The sequence below is a fragment of the Streptomyces sp. NPDC087263 genome (genome assembly GCF_044744645.1).
Classification (GTDB): Bacteria; Actinomycetota; Actinomycetes; order Streptomycetales; family Streptomycetaceae; genus Streptomyces.
In genome coordinates, this window is the sequence record NZ_JBIUYT010000009.1 from 214,447 (window position 1) to 231,574 (window position 17,128).

Sequence of the window (17,128 nt, forward strand, 5' to 3'; positions counted from 1 at the left end):
GGCGTGCGCCGTCCCGGTCGTTTCACCCGCTGCTCTTCAGAAGTAGCTGTCCGCCACACGAGGCGAGGGCTGCGGTTGCCGGAGCCCCGACCACCGGAACCTGCTCACCAGTCTCGATGTCAGTGCCCCGGCCTAGTGTGGGGTCGACCGGAAACAGAGGAGGATTTCCCATGACGACCCTGCCCGACAGGCCGAACACCGCGCTTCTCGTCATTGACGTTCAGAACGGGGTGGTGGCGGATGCCCACGACCGTGACGGTGTGATCGCGAACATCAACATCCTGGTCGACAAGGCCCGCGCGCAGGACGTACCCGTGGTGTGGGTACAGCACTCCGACGACCAGCTCAAGCGGGACAGCGAGAGCTGGCAGTACGTACCGGAGCTGGTCCGGGACGCCGCGGAGCCGCTCGTCCACAAGCTCTACGGCGACTCCTTCGAGGCCACCGAGCTGGAAGCGCTGCTCGCCGAGCGCGGCGTGGGCCGCCTCGTCGTCGCCGGCGCCCAGACCGACGCCTGCATCCGGTCCACCCTGCACGGCGGCTTCGTCCGTGGCTACGACGTGACGCTGGTCGCCGACGCCCACACGACGGAAGACCTCACGGCGTACGGCGCACCGCCCCCGGCCCAGGTCATCGCGCACACCAACCTGTACTGGCAGGAGCAGAGCGCGCCCGGTCGGCTCGGCGGGACCACAGAGACCACCTCGGTGACTTTCTGAGCGGGTCCGGAGGGTGAAGGGTGGCCGCGCCCTCCGATCCGCACCCTTCCCCTCCGCACCCTTCCCCTCCGCACCCTCCCGATCCGCACCCTCCCGATCCGCACACTTCCGTTACGACAGGCACCCTTGACAGGGTGCGTACCTTTCGCGACGTTTGAGCCCCTGGGCAGGGAAGTGACGGGGCGGACGCGGAGGGCGCGTCATGGGGGATTTGGGGGAGCGGTCGTCTATGCGATCTTCTGAGACGGACATCACGATCCACAGACCCGAGGAGCTGAGTTCCTCGCTGTGCGAGGCCTGGCATCGGGCGATGGACGAGTCACCGGACTACGCGAACCCTTTCCTGGCACCGGAGTTCGCCGCCGGGATCGGCAGACACCGCAGCGGGGCACGGGTGGCGGTCCTGCACGAGAACGGAGAACCGGTCGGCTTCCTCCCGTACGAGCGCAACGCTTTCGGCGTCGGCCGGGCCATCGGGCTCGGCCTCTCCGACTGCCAGGCCCTCGTGCACCGCCCCGGGGTCACCTGGGACCCCCAGCGACTGCTGAAGGCCTGTGGGCTGTCCGTCTTCGAGTTCGACCACCTCGTCGAGGAGCAGAGACCTTTCGGCAGATACGTCACGGGGACGTTCGCCTCACCGGTGCTCGACCTGAAGGTCGGTGACGGCAGCTACGCGGAGTGGCTGCGCGGCGCCTACCCCGGTCTGGCCAAGACGACGCTGAAGAAGGAACGCCGCCTGGGGCGCGACCTGGGCGAGATGCGGTTCGTCTACGACGAGCGCGACCCGCGCATGTTGCACCAGCTCATGGAGTGGAAGTCCGCCCAGTACCGCAGGACGGGACGGATGGACCGGTTCGCGCGGCCGTGGATCGTGGACCTCGTGGACCAGCTGTTCCACGTCCGTGAGGAGCACTTCACCGGCGTGCTGTCCGTGGTGTACGCCGGCGACCGGCCGGTGGCGGCGCACTTCGGACCGACCTCGCGCACGGTGTTCGCCGCCTGGTTCACGACGTACGACCCCGAACTCCGCTACTACTCACCCGGGTTGATCATGCACCTGCGGATGGCCGAGGCGGCGGGTCGGCAGGGCGTGCGGACCATGGACATGGGGCGCGGCGACAAGGAGTACAAGGACTGGCTCAAGACCCGCGAGCTGCGCGTGGGCGAAGGGTTCGCCACCCGCCCCAACCCGGTGGCGACGGCGCACCGGCTGTGGCGCAGGCCCGTCCGCGGCCTGCGGAACACGGTCCTGGCCCACCCCGGGCTGCGGAAGCCGGCCGACCGGCTCCTGAAGACGGCCGGCACCCTGCGGACCTCGGCCCGCCCGGCCGCCACCCGAGCGGAACCCCGGGCCCGCCGAGCAAGCTAGTCCCCCTTTGTACCTATCCCCCTTCTGCCTACCCCCCCATCTCCCCTTCCCCCCACCCCCGTCGGCGCGCGACGCCGGGGGACTGCCCTGCGCGCTCTGTCCCTCCTGAACGGGTCGAACCACAGCGGAAGAACGGCACAGCGGAAGAACGGCACAACGGAAGAGGTGACGATGTCGTACGGATCACGGCTCGCTGCGACGATGTCACGGCGGCTCGGGCGGGAATGCGTCTACACACCCTCGGCCCGGCTCGCCCTGTATCTGGCGCTACGGCGCTGGTGTCGACCGGGCGCACGGGTACTGATGTCGCCGGTTAACGACGACGTGATCCTCTTCGTCGTCCTCGCGGCCGGACTGCGCCCGGTGCAGGCCCCGGTGTCGGCGTGGGACGGCAACATCGACCCGGCCGCCGTACCGGAGTCGACCTGGCGGAACGTGGACGCCGTCCTGACCACGAACCTGTACGGGATCCCGGACCGGGTAGCCGAACTGAGCCTTCGGTGCGAGGAGTTGGGGATCCCGCTGTTCGAGGACGCGGCGCACGCCATCGGCACGCGCGTCGACGGGCAGCCGATCGGGACCTTCGGGAGAGCGGCGGCGTTCAGCCTGTCCAAGCATGCCGCGTCGACGGCCGGCGGCTTCCTCGCCGTAGAAGACGCGCGCACCCGGCGGGAGTTGGAGGCCCTGCGCGACGAACTCCTCACGCCGCGCCGCCTCCACGACGACCTGACCGCGACCCTGCGACCGCTGGCCCGTTCCACCGTGCGCACCCTCCACCTGGTGCGTCCGGTCTGGCGGACGCTCCAGCGCCTGGGGTTGCTCGAACGCGACGACTACCGCATGGCCCTGCACGCACCACGGCTCGCCGACCGTGCGCGCGAGGCCCCGAGCCTCACGGCGTACGAGCCCTGGGTCCGTGTCGACCTGCACGGCTTCCGTTCCCGCCACGGAGCCCTGGTACGCGGGCAGTTGGAGCTGAGGATGGCCGGCCTCGACGCCAACCTCAGCCGACGTGGCGTCGGTGTCTCGCTGCTCGCGGGCACCCCCTGGGCGTCCCCGGCGCTCCGTGACAGTGCGGCGCACCCCGACCCGCTCCCTCTCTTCAGGGCCCCGCTCCTGGTCCACGACCGTGACGCCCTCATCGACCGTCTGGTGAGCCACGGAGTGGTCACCGGTTACGTCTACGACCCTCCACTCGACGACTACGCGGGCGCGGAGTTCGTGGAACCGTCGCCCGACCCGGTGGCAGCCCGCTGGTTCGCCTCCCACGTACTTCCCGCCGACCCGCTCCTGGCGCGCAGGATCGCCCGGGCCCTGACGAGTGAACGGACCGCACCCGCGTCCCCGCTCCGAACTACTTCGGGCTGAAGGTGATCACCGGGGTGTAGTCGGTTCCGGCGTGGAACTCCACCCGTTGGGTGCCGGTCGGTGAGCCGATCCCGGTCAGCGGCAGCGTCCAGGTCCGGGTGGCGCCGCTGACTGTCATCGTGGGGCCGGCCGCGGCCTCGGTCCAGTTCCAGCCGGTCGACAGGCTCTTGTAGAGGACGCCGTTCTCGATCATGTAGTCGGCACCGAGGGCCGACAGCGACGGAAAGGGGAGCCGGTATCCGGTCGTGGTGTTGCCGTCGGTGTTGATGAAGGCGTGGTAATACCTCTGCGCGGTGTTGAAGGTCGCCTGGAGTGTGATGATCCCGGGCGCGGCGCAGGCGGAGTAGTCGGTGAGCGGGCCGGAGCCTGCGGTGGGGGTGCAGGCGACGGCGCCTTGATCGCTGTTGCCCGACTCGGTGGGACCGCTGTTGCCGCCGGCAGCCGGGGTGGTGGACGGCTGCGCGGGCGCGGGCGTGCGGGTGGCGCCGTCGGTGCCGGATCCCGTGACCGACGGCTGCGGCGACGCGCTGGTGCCGCTCGCCGACGGTGCGACGGACGGCGGGGCCGATCCGAGCCCGCTCGGCGTGCTCTCGTACGCCCCGCCACCCCGGGTGGTGTCCGGTACGGCGCCGCGCACCGACTCCGACGATCGCGCGCCACTGGCGCGGACCACGAGGACGGCACCGCCGATCAGCGCGGCCCCGGCCACGACGGCGCCGACCAGTAACGCCGTCCGGGGTAACCGGCGTCCGGCTGGGGGGCGGGTCCTCGCCGGGGTGGCGGCCGTGCCCATGACCGGGTATTTCGGCGGCGTGGCAGTGAGCGCCTGATCCGTTGTCGTGGCGGCGAGCTCGGCCGCGAATGCGGCCGCCGCCGCGGACATCGGTGGCGCGGCGGGCTCGGGCTCGGCCCTGGGCGCGGAACCGGCGTGGTCCCCGGAACCGGAACCCGGCCCGACGAAGGCGGCGGCGATCGCCGACGGGCCCCTGGACCGGCGTGGCAGCGGAGCCTGCACTATTTGGCGTCCCTCCAGAAGAGCGAGCTGCGCCGAACGCGTCCGTCCTTCAGAAGAGCGAGCTGCGCCGAACGCGTCCGGCCTCCAGAAGAGCAAGTTACGCCGAACGCGTCCGGCAGCGCTGAGTCGCCGATCGTACCGGGGTTCGATAGGAGTCCGAGCCACATTGCGATGGCTCGTCGTCGTCAACTCGCCTAAAGGAGAAGGCTGTTGGTGCCGATCGCTGCACTCCCTGTCAGGGGGCCGGGCTGTCCGGCTGCCGGGCGCGGGGGAGCCGGATGGTGAACACGGCGCCGCTGCCGGGCTCGCTGTCGGCGGTGATGGTTCCCCCGTGCGCCTCGACGAACTGGCGGACGATGGACAGCCCCAGTCCGCTTCCGCCGGTGTGTCTGCTGCGGGACTCGTCGGCTCGCCAGAAGCGCTCGAAGACATGGGGCAGTTCCTCGGGTGCGATGCCGTTGCCCGTGTCCCGCACGGTGAGGACGGCCAGGTCGCCGCTCTGCCGGGCGGCGAGCGTGACCGTGCCGCCCGCGGGGGCGTGCCGGAGCGCGTTGGAGAGGAGGTTGCCCAGAGCCTGCCGCATCCGCACCGGATCGGCGTCCAGCCAGAGGCCGGGGTCGGTGTGCGTGCGCAGCTGGATGCCCGCGGTTTCGGCACGAGTGCTGTGGGCCGACACCGCCTGGGTGAGGAGTTCGTCCGCGGGCATGGGCCGGCGGTGCAGGGTCAGGGTGCCGGCGTCGGCTGCGGCGAGGTCGCTCAGGTCGTCGATGATGTGTTGCAAGAGCAGCGCCTCGTCGTGCAGGGACGCGAGGAGATCCGGGTCCGGGGCGAGCAGCCCGTCGCGGGTGACCTCCAGCCAGCCGCGGATGTTGGTCAGCGGCGTCCGCAGCTCGTGGGCGATGTCGCTGACCATGGCCTTGCGTTGGGCTTCGAGCTCTTCGCGGCGTGCGGTGAGGTCGTTGAAGGCGGCGGCCAGATAGCCGGTCTCATCCTTGGTGGTGACGGCGACGCGCGTGTGCTGCTGCGGCGGCTGCTGGGCGGCGGCCGTCAGGGCGCGCAGCGGACGGACGAGGCGGATCGCGACCACGGTGGTCATGGCGACGGTGACGGCCAGGACCAGCCCCGTGACACCGAAGATCTTGGTCTTGTTGGCGGGGGAGAGGTCGAAGCCCGCGGGCTGTCCGCCCAGGTTCCCCAGATAGAGCCTGGCCCGCGGGGCGACGTACGGGTCGAGTTGGGTGCGCCGCGCGTTCTCGACACAGGTCGGCTCCTGCTGTCCGCCACCGGCACGGCGGGCCGGTTCGCCCGCCGACGAGCCGGGTACGAAGTCGATCCACGGTTGGAGACCCTCGTCCCGACCCGGATCGAAGCAGGGCCCGGCCAGAGCGTTGAGTGCGCTGAGCGCCTTCTGCTCCGTGGGCGTGGGCGTGTCGAGTACTTCAGCGGTGCACTCGAGCGGCCTGGCCACCTCTCCGGCGTCGGCGACGATCACCGTACGGCCGCTGGGAAGCTCCCGGAGGCTGCCGTCGCTCTCGAACCGGTGCATGCACTTCTCGGCGACCGCTCTCACCAGTTCCCGTTCGTCCGCGGTGAGCCGGTACGGCCCCACCACCCGCGGGTCGAGTCCGGTGAGTTGGGCTCCCGGTTCGGTGTACGTGTCGGTGGTGAGCGGGTCGACGGTGGCCGAGGCGCGGGCGGGCAGGGCGGTTTCGGGGGCGGCGGAGTCGGCGATGACGCGCCCGGTCTCGGTCGTCAGGGCGATCCGCCGTCCCATGGTGCGGGAGAGCGTGCGCACCGAGTCCTGTACGCCCGTCCAGTCGGCGTGGGTCGCGGCGAAGCCGCTGAGCCGACGGAGGATGTCGGTGTCGTCCGAGAGCACTTGGCCCCGCTCGTCCTGGATGGCCCGCGTGGTGGTCTGCACGGCCAGCCAGGCGGTCGCGCCCACGGAGAGCACGGCGATGGTCATCGACGTGAGGAGAAGCCGTACCAACAGGCTCTTGCGCCAGGGTATGTGCGGGTTTTTGGGGGTCATGACGGCTGCCCGGTGAGTTTGTAGCCGACCCCGAAGACCGTCAACAGCCGGGCGGGGACACGGGGATCGGGCTCGATCTTCTTGCGCAGGTTCATGATGTGTACGTCGATGGCGCGTTCGGTGGATGCGCGGTCGTGGCCCCGGGTGTGCTGGAGGAGTTGACGGCGTGAGAAGACCCGGTCGGGTTCCGCGGCCATGGCGTGCAGGATGGCGAACTCGCCGGGAGTGCACGGGATGGGGAAGCCGTCGCAGGTCACCTCGTGGCGTAGGGGATCGACGGTGATGCCGCCCGCGCGGAGCACGGGGGACTGGTCGGCGGGCCGTTGGGTGCGACGCAGCACGGTGCGGATGCGGGCCAGCAGTTCCCGTGGGCTGTACGGCTTGGTCATGTAGTCGTCCGCGCCGAGTCCCAGGCCGAGCAGCACGTCGTCCTCGGTGGAGCGGGCGGTGAGCATGAGGACGGGGATCTCCCCGTTCTGCCGTAGCACCCGGCACACGCCGAGGCCGTCGACCTTGGGCAGCATCAGGTCCAGCACGACCAGGTCGGGTCTGCGGCGGGTGGCTTCGTCGATCGCGGCCCGCCCGTCGTGGACGACGACGGGGGTGTGACCCTCCTGAAGCAGTAGCCGTCGTATGAGCTCGGCCTGCATCTCGTCGTCTTCCGCGACCAGGATATGTGCGCACACGCCGCCGACTCTAAGCGCGCGCAAGCGGCGTTCAGAGCCCTGTGCGGGCTATCCCACACCCTGACGACTTCCTGACATCCGCGAGGGAGGCTGGGGTCCTGCCCTTTGGCGCGTACGGCGCCGACGCCCCGATGGTCGAAGTCGTCCGTTTGAACCCGTCCGTTTGAACTCGTCCGTTCGAACTCGTCCGGCCTGGTGACCCGGAGCTGACCAGTTCCTCATACGTCCTCTCCAAGCTGAGGATCATGACTTCATCGATACGTCGGCTGCCCCGACGGCGGCTTCTTGGCACTCACTGTCTGGGGATACCGGCTGTCGTTCTGGCCCTGTCCGTCACCATCGCCGGATGCGCGGGGGCGGGGGCGGGGGCGAGGGCTGGGGCAGGGACCGGCGCCGGAGCGGTCGACGCGGCCAGGTCTGCGGACGTCGGGACGCACGCCGCGTCGGGCAACGAAGTGTCCGCCGAGTCGGCCCCCACTCTCACTCCCACTCACACCCCCGCGCAACTGCCTGGCCTCGGTACGCACACACTGTCCGAAATCCCCGCGAACGCGCGCCAGGTCGTGCTGGTCACCGGACAGGGCAGGAACTCCTCGGCCTCGCAGGTGGTGCTTTACCAGCGCACCGGTACCGGCACCGGTACGGGCTGGGAGCCGGGAGCCGCCTGGCCCGCCCACAACGCCCTCAAGGGCTGGACGGACGACCACCACGCCGGTGATCTCCGGTCGCCCATCGGCGTGTTCGCCCTCACCGACGCCGGCGGACTGCTCGCCGACCCCGGCACCAAGCTGCCGTACGACCAGTCGCAGGGCTTCACCATCGGCGGCACGGGCTTCGAGGGCGAACCGCTCGCGGGCTCCTTCGACTACGTCATAGCCATCAACTACAACCGCGAACCCGGGACTTCACCCCTCGACTGGACCCGTCCCCTCGGCACGGGCAAGGGCGGCGGCATATGGCTGCACGTCGACCACGGCGGCCCCACGCACGGCTGCGTGAGCCTGGAGGAGGATCACCTAGAGCAACTCCTGCGCACGCTCGACCCCGACCGGCACCCGGTGATCGTCATGGGGGACGCCGAGTCCCTCGAACGGTGATCAGCTGGTAGGGCGTCCGGCGATCCACTCCGCCAGGGCGAGCAGAGTGGACTCCGCGCTGTCGGCCATGTGGTCGCGCAAGGCCTGGACGTCTTCGAGGGTTCTGCCCAGGACCGGATCGCTACGCAGCAACTGCCACGACTGCTGGACGATGCTGCCGCTGCCCTGCTCGCGGAAGTGCCAGTCCCAACGCACGATGCGATGGTCGGTTCCGCCGACGGCGAAGGCGAACGCGGTGCCCGGATCAGCTCGCACCACCTCGGAGTCGGTGACCCATTCCCGCCCGCCCCGGCGATTGCGGCCACTGAACCGGGCACCGACCCATGGACCGTCGCCCGGCGCGTAGTTCACCTCGCTGGCACTCGGGCTCCACGTCTCGATCAGTGACACGTCGCTGACGAGGCGGTAGACGAAATCAGGCGTCGCGCCGACCCAGCACCGCCGGGTGAAGGCGAAGGGGGTCAGGTCGATCCCCGCGAGGGGGTTCGGGTCGGTGTCGGTCGTGCTCATGGATTCCATGGATTCCTGCCGGCTGCGGTGCGTACGAATACGTAGGGGCATGCGGCTCATCGTGGGGTCCGGGGCAGGGGCGAGCCAGACCCTGCGGATCCCTACCCCGGCGGGGTCAGGCGCGGATCGTCGGCGGTGCGCATACTCGGCACCATGAACAAGCACGGGCAGCTCGCCGACTTCCTCCAGGCACGTCGGGGCCAACTGCGCCCCGAGGACGTCGGGTTGCGGACGTACGGCGAACGGCGTCGGGTGCCGGGGCTGCGGCGGGAGGAGCTCGCGATGCTCGCAGGCATCAGCGCGCCCTACTACACCCGCCTGGAGCAGGGGCAGTCACGCAACGCCTCGCGCGAGGTGCTCGACGCCATCGCCGGCGCCCTGCGCCTGGACGACTCCGAGCGCGCCCATCTGCACGCCCTGGCCCGTGCACCCAGACGGCCAAGTCCCGTCGTACAGCCGCGCGTTGAACGCATCACCCCGGCAACCAGCGCCCTGCTGGCAGCCATTGACGGCACACCCGCCATAGCCATCGGCCGCCGCGCCGACGTCCTGGCCTGGAACCGGCCAGGACATGGGCTGTTCGCCGGCCACCTCGATCCGGACAGCCCCGATGACCCGGACCGACGGCCGAACATGGCCAGGCTGGTCTTCCTCGACGCGCACACCCGCGAGCTGTACGCCGACTGGCCCGCCAAGGCCCGTGCGGTGGTGGGCAATCTGCGCCTGACGGCCGGCAAGCACCCGACCGATCCGCTGCTGGCCTCGCTGATCGGCGAACTGACCATGCGCAGCGGGCAGTTCGCCGAGATGTGGGCCGATCACCGGGTCCTGGCCTGCGATGTCGCCGACTACGAGATGCGACATCCCCTCGTCGGGACGGTGACAGTCACCCAACAGACACTGCAGAACCCGCAAGGCGACGGCCCGACCCTGGTGGTGGCCACCGCCGCCCCCGGTTCCCCCTCCGCGACCGCCCTGACCCTGCTCGCCCACGCGACCGCCCCACGAGAGGCGACGCTGCCGCGCCGGGGCGCTGATATCCGCACGACCACCTGACCTGACCTGACCTGACCTGACCTGACCTGACCTGACCCGGCCCGGCCCGGCCCGGCCCGGCCCGATCCGCTCCGCTCCGTCGCCTGAGGGCGCTGCGCCCGGCGCGTGAGTTCCGTATCCGCGCCAGCATCCCTTCGAAGGCGTCCTCCCGACCACGGCGCCGCACCATGGCTGCCGCCTGCCCGAAACCAGTGAAGGAACCCTGCCCATGCGCACGCCCATGTCCATGTCCATGCGAAGCATCAAGATCACCATGTCAGCCATAGCGGTGCTCGCATCCGTCGTTACAGCGGCAACCCCGGCCAACGCACAGTTGGCAGGCGAGCCCCTGACAGATGTGCGGATCGCCACCCACTTCGACCTGTCCGCGGGCCAGATGCCGGAGAACATCACCCTGCTCCCCGACGGCACGGCGGACGTCACCTTCGCCGCCAGCCGCCAGGTCGCTCAGATCACCCCCCAGGGCGCGACCCGCATCCTGGCAACGCTGCCCGCACCCACCGACGGCGGCGTCAACACACCAGCCCTCGGCTTCCCCCTGGCCACCGGCATCGTCCACACCTCGGACGGCACCGTGTACGTGCTCTACGCAACCGGCACGGCCGACCTGACGGGCCTGTGGCGGCTGCGCCCCGGACAGTCCCCGCTGCGCATCGCCGCACTCCCCGCGGGCGGCCTGCCCAACGGCCTGGCCCTGGACGAGCACGGCAAACAGCTCTACATCACCGACTCGGTGCTCGGCACCGTATGGACCGTCCCCGTCACCGGCGGCACGGCCACCGCATGGTCCACCGCCCCCGAACTCGCCTCGACCGGCTTCCTCGGAGCCAACGGCGCGAAGGTACACCGCGGCGCGCTCTGGGTGACCAACCTCGACAAGGGCACCCTCCTGCGCATCCCGATCCGCCCCGGAAACCGAGCGGGAACCCCGCAGGTCAGGGCCTCGGGCCTGACCGGCATCGACGACTTCGCCTTCACCGGCCACGGAGAAGAAGTCCTCGCCGCCCTCAACGCCCCCAACACAGTCGTACGCATCCACCCCAACGGCACCACCACCACCGTCCTGAACGCCACCAACGGCCTCCAGAACCCCACCTCCATAGCCCTGCACGGCAACAACGTCTACATCCTCAACGCCGCCTACTTCACAGCCACCGACCCCAACCTCGTACGCGCCCGCTTGCACAGCCACCGGTAGATGCCGGCGGGCAGGATGGTCCCATGACAAAACTGCCCGCACGGTCGGTCCGTCGTGCCTCCTCTGATTCGGTGCTGTCGCTGTGGTCCCAGGACTCTGTGTTGTCGATCGGCTCGGTGGGATCGGTGCTGTCGGTGGGGTCCGTCGGTTCGGCCTTGTCGGTGGGCTCGATCGGAAGCGCCCTGTCGGTGGGCTCGGTTGGGTCCTCCCTGTCGCTGATCTCTGCGGGGTCCTGGCTGAGTACGGGGTCGTTGTTGTCCGCGCAGTCGCGGTGGTCGGTGCTGTCCTGGCGCTCCACTCGCGGTTTCCTGGCCGCGGGAGCGGTCGGGGCCGGGGCAGCGGCCGGAGGCGCCCTGTTGCTGGCCCAGCTGCTGCACAAGGCCGAAACCGGTACCGAATAACTCTGTACCGCTCTGTACCGAGCAACTCTGTTGAGAGGATGAGGTGAGCCACTCCCCGCCAATTGGCCTGTGACCTGGGCGCAGCGCCCTGAGAAACTGCACTCCATCGCCGATTGCCGTGCTGTGAGGAGTTGCCATGCAGGTAGCCGTGGTCACCTTTGACGGATTCAACGAGCTCGACAGTTTCATCGCCTCCGCGCTGATCAACCGGTGCCGTAAGGACGGCTTGGAGGCCTTCATCACGACACCCACGCCGGTGGTCACCTCGATGAACGGCGTCGAGGTGACCGGGCAGCGCCCGATGGAGTACGTGACCGAAGCCGACGTCGTGCTGATCGGCAGCGGCGTGAAGGCGCGCGAGGTGGTCGCCGACGACCGGCTGATCTCCCGGCTGGCACTGGACCCCTCACGACAGCTGATCGGCGCGCAGTGCTCCGGCGCGCTGGTGCTCGCCCGGCTCGGGTTGCTGGACGGCATGCCGGCCTGCACGGACATGAAGACCCGGCCCTTTGTGGAGGCCCGCAACGTCACGGTGCTGGACGCGCCCTTCCACGCCGAGGGGAACATCGCCACGGCGGGCGGCTGCATGGCGTCCCAGTACCTCGCCACATGGGTGATCACCCGAACCCTCGGAGAGGCCGCCGCACGCGACGTCATCGACTACGTGGCTCCGGTCGGCGAGAACCAGGAAACCGTCGACCGCGCCATGCGCGCCGTCCACGCGGGCGAGGTCGTACTGCGCTGAGGTCCCACGACATCGCCCGGCCCCGCCCTGGAGAAGGACGGGGCCGGGCGATGTCAGGAGACCGGGACGACCGCGCCCGCAAGGGCGCTGATATTCGCTATCACGGCGTCCGTGAGAGCCTCTGGCGCGATCGCCTGCATCCAGCCGATCCGTTCGTTCGGTTCGGAGGCGCGACGTGGGGACCAGTGCTCCAGGGCTTCGCTCCTCAGTTCTGCGAGGGCCTGCTCCCGGTTGACCGGCGGTGGCGCGAACCGGCCATCCGCCACGCGGACGTGCTCCTCCCAGCGGTCGTGCCAGAACTCCACTGTCCAGCCGGGCCAGCGCGCGGCCATCTCCCCAGCTTCCGCTGTCGCGTTGAGCAGCCACCAGCCGACCCGCCGTCGCTCGGGATCGACGTGGATTCCGGATTCTGCGGCGATGGCGCACACCCCGTGGTCGGGTGTTCCCGCGAGCCGATTGACCAGGGCGGGCCCTTCGGTGATCGGGTGGTCGTTGACCGCGGACAACAGATGGCACCGGTCAGTGCCGATCGTGACCACGCGGACGCACGGGTCACGGCCCGCCAATTCCTCGTCGTCGGGCTCCAGCACCAACTCCGGGTACACGGACCGATCGGGGTCCCGGGACTTCTCCGGGTCCAGGCCGAGGCAGGCGAGCAGTTCGGCCTGGCCGTCGTAGGTCCAGCGCAGTTCCCAGCCTGGCCATGCGCGGCTCAGTACCTCCCAGGCGGCCGCACGGTGGCGCATCCGTGTGATCGCCCCCTCCCAGGTGAAGAGGAACAGCGTCTTGCGCCGCAAATCGATCAACGCCGCCGCCTCGCAGGCACTGTCGCCGCGCCAGGGCCACTGTCCCTGCACCTGGGGGCGTGCGCGGAGGAGGGACAGGACGGCATCAAGCCCGGCAAGCAGGTCCAGGTCGAGACCCACCGCTCCGAACCGGGCCTCGTACACATCGAGGCCACCGTCTTCCGACACCACAACGAAAGTCGCCCAGTTGGCCATGCCGGAAAGGGTCTCAACCTCTGCACCGAACACCAAGCGGATATGTCAGCCGCTCGACTCGCCCAGCCGATCGCCAGGACAGGCTCCAACGGTGCCGGCGACTTCCGTCGTCAGGGCGGGGAGCGACAACAGTCTCCACGCGACCGACGTTGCACCAGGGCTGGAGGCTGTGTGCCATGGCGGCTTGACGACGCTTGTCGGTCTGGGTGGTGATGGGCCAGACAGCACCTGCGCAGGTGATTCGGCGGTGCTTGGTTCGCGCTCGGCTGCAGCCTCGTACATCAGCTGGCGAGGGCCGGAAGCCCTCCCGCCCTACCGGGCAGAAGGGGTTCTGACCTGCTGCTTTGCTGTGCCCCCGGCAGGATTCGAACCTGCGACACCCGCTTCAGGAGAGAGGCTGGCGGATCGTGCCGCTGAGCTGGGGCTTCGATACCTGGCCAGGCTGCCTATACCTCAACTGCGAGACACGACCGTTGACCGTGGCTGACCCCCGCATCTGGCATGGCAGCGGCACGAACCTCGGCCGACGACAGTCAGCCACGACGGTGGGTGCGCCGGCCGACCACGCACGCGTGTGCCTCGCTGCATCTCCACCGGCCTTAGCCACGCTACTGCTTGTGTCGTCGACCACAGCAAGCTGCGACGGCTGACCGCGTGACGACGGTGCGCGAGTCTTGAGACTCGGAAACCGCATTCGTGGCGGATTGAAGCGCGAATGGTGCTCTTAGCTTGCAAAGTACGGAATTTCTCGCGCCGTGGCTGGGACAACAGTTCTACCCCATAAGTCCCCTCTCCAGCAGAGTGTTTCGGAGTCGCCGGTACTCGGCCGTTTCTTTCAAGGATTCCGCTGAAAGAAGGGAAGACTTGGCATAGCTGGCTACCTCCCTGCGGTCCCATTCCTCTTCAAGCCCTCGTACAAGCGCATCAAGGATTGCCAGTGTTTCTTTGCTTTGCGCTTGCGCGGATGCTCTCTCGGCGACGGATTGAGGCAGATCAACTTTCCCTTGAGTGGCAAGCAAAGTATTGAGCATGATGCCATTCCAGTCGCTATCCGCTATGGCGGACACGTCTGCCATCCATCCGAATCCAAAAAGATCGTGCGGATGCTTCGCTATAACAGCATTCCAGAAGTCTACGGCTACTGAGGCCTGATCAGAAATATCATCCTGTCCCCTGAGAGTCAGTCCCAGGTTCTTCCCCGCCTCAGATATCGTGGAATTTTCTGCGAGGAAGTTCAGTGTCTCTTCAGGAGAGTATCCTCGTGCCTTCCAAAGCATAGCAATCAAATAATGAGCGAGCGCATTCTTGACCTTGCGCCGGACAGCGTCTCTTACGAGGCCCCGATACTTCTCAAGAAGCCAGGAGTACGGTTGCCCCCATTGCAAAGCGAGATCGATGGAGATCTGCTTGAGATCCGATGGAGACTCATTTCCGAACAGTTTGGGCTCTATCGCCTCTAGCCATTCAGGCGAAACGTAGGAAATAAATCGCACCCTCGGGGCGATGATAGCCCGAGCTTCTGCCCCCTCGCGGCCTGTGAGCGTTAGCAGGGCCTCAATGGTACGCAAGCCATCGTCGCGAACTATACTCTTCTTCCGTTCCATCGATATGACGGAAAAGACCGCCTCGAGTGCACGCGTGAAAGGCCTATTTATTGCCGTTTCTAGGTAGTCATCTGAGTTCGATAGCACGCCAGAGGGCTCCGACATATCCGTGGCTTCCGTTTGAAGAATAGACCACACGTAGTCCACGCGGTCGGCGAAGCCAAGATCTGACTGTGCGAGAGCCTTAATCAGCGATATGCCTGCGTGCTCCGTCGGTCGCCACGTAGGGTCGTAATCGAAGTCGTTATTTCCTAGGGCTGTGACCGGCCATGGATGAGTGCGAGTGAGTTCGATCAAGTCGACTATCTGGCTAATGGATTCTGTCGTGATGTCAGATACCCCGTTAACGAGACCCTGAAGGTAGTGCGCAATATAAGTGGGATGATGAAGGCGACTGGCGGTTACTATCGGCTCTCTTGACCATTCTCTCGCGCCAGAAGAAACAGCCGACTCCAGAGCCCGACCGAGTTCGCGCGCGCTTACCAGGAAATCGCTATCGCTAGGAGACCAGTTGGCAATCCATTGGGCTGCGCCTTGCGGTGTCATGGCAGCAAGCTCTTCGCTGCTTATTGGGCTCCTACCAAACCCAAAGGTGGGCCGGATCGGCTCCAGCCTCCTTGCCGGCGGCCCGTATGCGCCGGATATAACGGCCACGGTCGTCGCCCAGGACGCGCTCACCTCGCTCGGTAGAAATGCACTCCATCGGTAGGCCCGGAGCCACTCCTCCTTGGGGTTTCGCTCAGCCAGAGCAGCTCCGAGTTCTTGAATATCCGGAGGATCGCCCAGGGCGGCTTTCCATGCGGATGCATATGAGTGAGCCGGTATCTCGGAAACTACACGCTGAATCAGAATCTCGTCGTCCGCTAGAGGGGCGCGTGTTGCGATGGCTGTGGTCAACTCTTGCGAAATTGTCTGTATATCCACATTCCGCGAATTGGCCAGAATCCACGACCGGGATCGCTCCTGGAGGGGCGCCGGGAGAGGAGTTATATGTGAGATAAGTTCATGGTATTCAACAAATCCGGCCAGCTTCTTGAGGCAGAGAATTAGGGCGTCCAAGAGCACAGGCAGAGATCTCCTCTCACTCACCTCTCCGGGGTAGTCGCTCAAGGATGCATTCTGCAACACGAAGAGCGCCGTTTCGATTTCCTCCTTTGGGGCGTCTGATACTCTATACGCCAGTATTTTTAGTCTCTTGAGTCCGTTTTCCTCGTTCACTCCCGAGATGTAAACTTCTAGGAATTTTTTGACATAGGCCTTTGTGTGCATCCAGTTAGAATGATTGAGGATAATGTTGGCTACGAATTCGATAAATTCACCTGTTGCGTCGGCCTTCTCGGCTGCGCTACTCGCGAAGCTAGATATTGGCGCCGAACGTGGATGCTTCTTAAGGCAGAGCTTTAGGATCGCGTGCCCATGCTCAGAGATATCTAGAGCCGCGCGCGCGGTGTACCAAGTTGCCACCTCACTGTGGATGGACCGTCTTGCGATCTGGTCGAGGATCATGGCAAGTTGTGGAGAGTGCTCCGCTTTGAGATTGTCGACTGCGGCGAACACTGGCCAGCCCTGATGCTCAGAGGGAGGATCCAGCAAACTGGTTTCTACCAGCACGGTGAGCCATGCCGGGGAATCCAGCTGCCCCAGGAATCGTCGAAGATGATAAGGGCTCACCACTAGTTGCTTGAGGCTTTCGATATTTTCGTCATTCGGGTTCTCCAAAGCAGCCAGTTCGTCAAGCTCCGCCAGGCGAACCTCAGGGGGTGTGAAAAGCTGGCGGAGAATGTTCACGGAGTCACGCCAGAGGGCTCGGGCCGCAGTGATCGTTATGCCGCTATGTAGACCCCTATCGAGGTGACCCAGGATTTTTTGATATGTTGAAATCGGGGCTATTTCTCCCGCGGAAAATGGTTGTGTTCCTGTGCGGTTAACGATTACGGCGATCAATCGTCGTTGATGTATGGCATCTTGCTTGTGGAATGTATCGAGGGAATCGATTTTACTCACAAGCTGCTGAAGAGAACTTTCTCGATCCGCTTCAGTTAGCTCGGCAGCCGCCAGCAATCGCTGCTTAGCCTCCACGACTTCACGGGACAATATCTTCCATTCACCCCCACTGCCAGCTACGCTTTGAGAGGAGGGAATAGCCTTCATTGCTTCTCTAAGGGTGTAAGCGACGAGTGATCCGTGCTCTGGAACAGAGTCATCTTCAAGGTCGATCAAAGCCCGAGCCGACCGCAGGAAGCTTGTCGCTCTCCTGCCTTCGTCGTTCAGCTCGTCTACGAGGTGATCAAGCAGCGCCTGCTCAAGCTCTGGTGCGTCCATATTTT

General features: G+C 66.9%; 14 protein-coding genes. 8 read left to right on the plus strand and 6 right to left on the minus strand.

Features of this window, described 5'->3' with window-relative positions; all coding sequences use genetic code 11:
* Positions 1 to 170: 170 nt before the first annotated feature.
* From ACIPC1_RS28450 to ACIPC1_RS28460, 3 genes are all read left to right on the plus strand, one after another.
* Positions 171 to 719: an isochorismatase family protein gene (locus tag ACIPC1_RS28450; RefSeq protein WP_402521867.1), complete on the plus strand. Its 549-nt coding sequence runs from the start codon at positions 171 to 173 to the stop codon at positions 717 to 719.
* A 229-nt stretch (positions 720 to 948) separates the two neighbouring features.
* Positions 949 to 2,088, plus strand: a complete 1,140-nt coding sequence (locus ACIPC1_RS28455; protein WP_402521869.1) for a GNAT family N-acetyltransferase — start codon at positions 949 to 951, stop codon at positions 2,086 to 2,088.
* A 171-nt stretch (positions 2,089 to 2,259) separates the two neighbouring features.
* Positions 2,260 to 3,456 carry a DegT/DnrJ/EryC1/StrS family aminotransferase gene (locus ACIPC1_RS28460; protein ID WP_402521871.1) on the plus strand — a complete coding sequence of 399 codons (1,197 nt, stop codon included), beginning with the start codon at positions 2,260 to 2,262 and terminating at the stop codon, positions 3,454 to 3,456.
* Here the strand turns inward: ACIPC1_RS28460 and ACIPC1_RS28465 are convergent.
* The 3 genes from ACIPC1_RS28465 to ACIPC1_RS28475 form a co-directional block, all read right to left on the minus strand.
* Positions 3,443 to 4,471, minus strand: a complete 1,029-nt coding sequence (locus ACIPC1_RS28465; protein ID WP_402521873.1) for a hypothetical protein — start codon at positions 4,469 to 4,471, stop codon at positions 3,443 to 3,445. The two genes, ACIPC1_RS28460 and ACIPC1_RS28465, sit on opposite strands and share 14 nt — an antisense overlap.
* A 235-nt stretch (positions 4,472 to 4,706) precedes the next feature.
* Positions 4,707 to 6,503 carry a sensor histidine kinase gene (locus ACIPC1_RS28470; protein ID WP_402521875.1) on the minus strand — a complete coding sequence of 599 codons (1,797 nt, stop codon included), beginning with the start codon at positions 6,501 to 6,503 and terminating at the stop codon, positions 4,707 to 4,709.
* Positions 6,500 to 7,189, minus strand: coding sequence for a response regulator transcription factor (locus ACIPC1_RS28475; RefSeq protein ID WP_402521878.1), 690 nt, complete (start codon positions 7,187 to 7,189; stop codon positions 6,500 to 6,502). The genes ACIPC1_RS28470 and ACIPC1_RS28475 overlap by 4 nt, the downstream gene beginning before the upstream one ends.
* 245 nt (positions 7,190 to 7,434) lie before the next feature.
* Between ACIPC1_RS28475 and ACIPC1_RS28480 the strand changes: the two genes are divergently transcribed.
* Positions 7,435 to 8,286, plus strand: coding sequence for a L,D-transpeptidase family protein (locus ACIPC1_RS28480; protein ID WP_402521880.1), 852 nt, complete (start codon positions 7,435 to 7,437; stop codon positions 8,284 to 8,286).
* On the opposite strand, the gene ACIPC1_RS28485 is transcribed toward ACIPC1_RS28480, so the two are convergent.
* Positions 8,287 to 8,796 carry an SRPBCC family protein gene (locus ACIPC1_RS28485; RefSeq protein WP_402521882.1) on the minus strand — a complete coding sequence of 170 codons (510 nt, stop codon included), beginning with the start codon at positions 8,794 to 8,796 and terminating at the stop codon, positions 8,287 to 8,289. It abuts the gene before it with no gap.
* A 153-nt stretch (positions 8,797 to 8,949) separates the two neighbouring features.
* Here ACIPC1_RS28485 and ACIPC1_RS28490 point away from each other — a divergent pair, with 153 nt between their 5' ends.
* From ACIPC1_RS28490 to ACIPC1_RS28505, 4 genes are all read left to right on the plus strand, one after another.
* A complete protein-coding gene (locus ACIPC1_RS28490; protein ID WP_402521885.1) occupies positions 8,950 to 9,852 on the plus strand; it encodes a helix-turn-helix domain-containing protein in 903 nt (300 codons plus the stop codon).
* A 208-nt stretch (positions 9,853 to 10,060) separates the two neighbouring features.
* The gene (locus tag ACIPC1_RS28495) at positions 10,061 to 11,050 is read left to right on the plus strand and encodes a hypothetical protein (protein ID WP_402521887.1); all 990 of its coding nucleotides are present in this window, start codon (positions 10,061 to 10,063) and stop codon (positions 11,048 to 11,050) included.
* A 23-nt stretch (positions 11,051 to 11,073) separates the two neighbouring features.
* Positions 11,074 to 11,451, plus strand: a complete 378-nt coding sequence (locus tag ACIPC1_RS28500; RefSeq protein ID WP_402521889.1) for a hypothetical protein — start codon at positions 11,074 to 11,076, stop codon at positions 11,449 to 11,451.
* Positions 11,452 to 11,587: 136 nt separating this feature from the next.
* Positions 11,588 to 12,196 carry a DJ-1/PfpI family protein gene (locus ACIPC1_RS28505; RefSeq protein WP_402521891.1) on the plus strand — a complete coding sequence of 203 codons (609 nt, stop codon included), beginning with the start codon at positions 11,588 to 11,590 and terminating at the stop codon, positions 12,194 to 12,196.
* 53 nt (positions 12,197 to 12,249) lie between these two features.
* Here the strand turns inward: ACIPC1_RS28505 and ACIPC1_RS28510 are convergent, their stop codons facing one another.
* Entirely contained in the window at positions 12,250 to 13,197 is a 948-nt protein-coding gene (locus tag ACIPC1_RS28510; RefSeq protein WP_402521893.1) for a hypothetical protein, read from the minus strand.
* Positions 13,198 to 13,970: 773 nt separating this feature from the next.
* Positions 13,971 to 17,123, minus strand: a complete 3,153-nt coding sequence (locus tag ACIPC1_RS28515) for a hypothetical protein (protein WP_402521895.1) — start codon at positions 17,121 to 17,123, stop codon at positions 13,971 to 13,973.
* Positions 17,124 to 17,128: the final 5 nt, after the last annotated feature.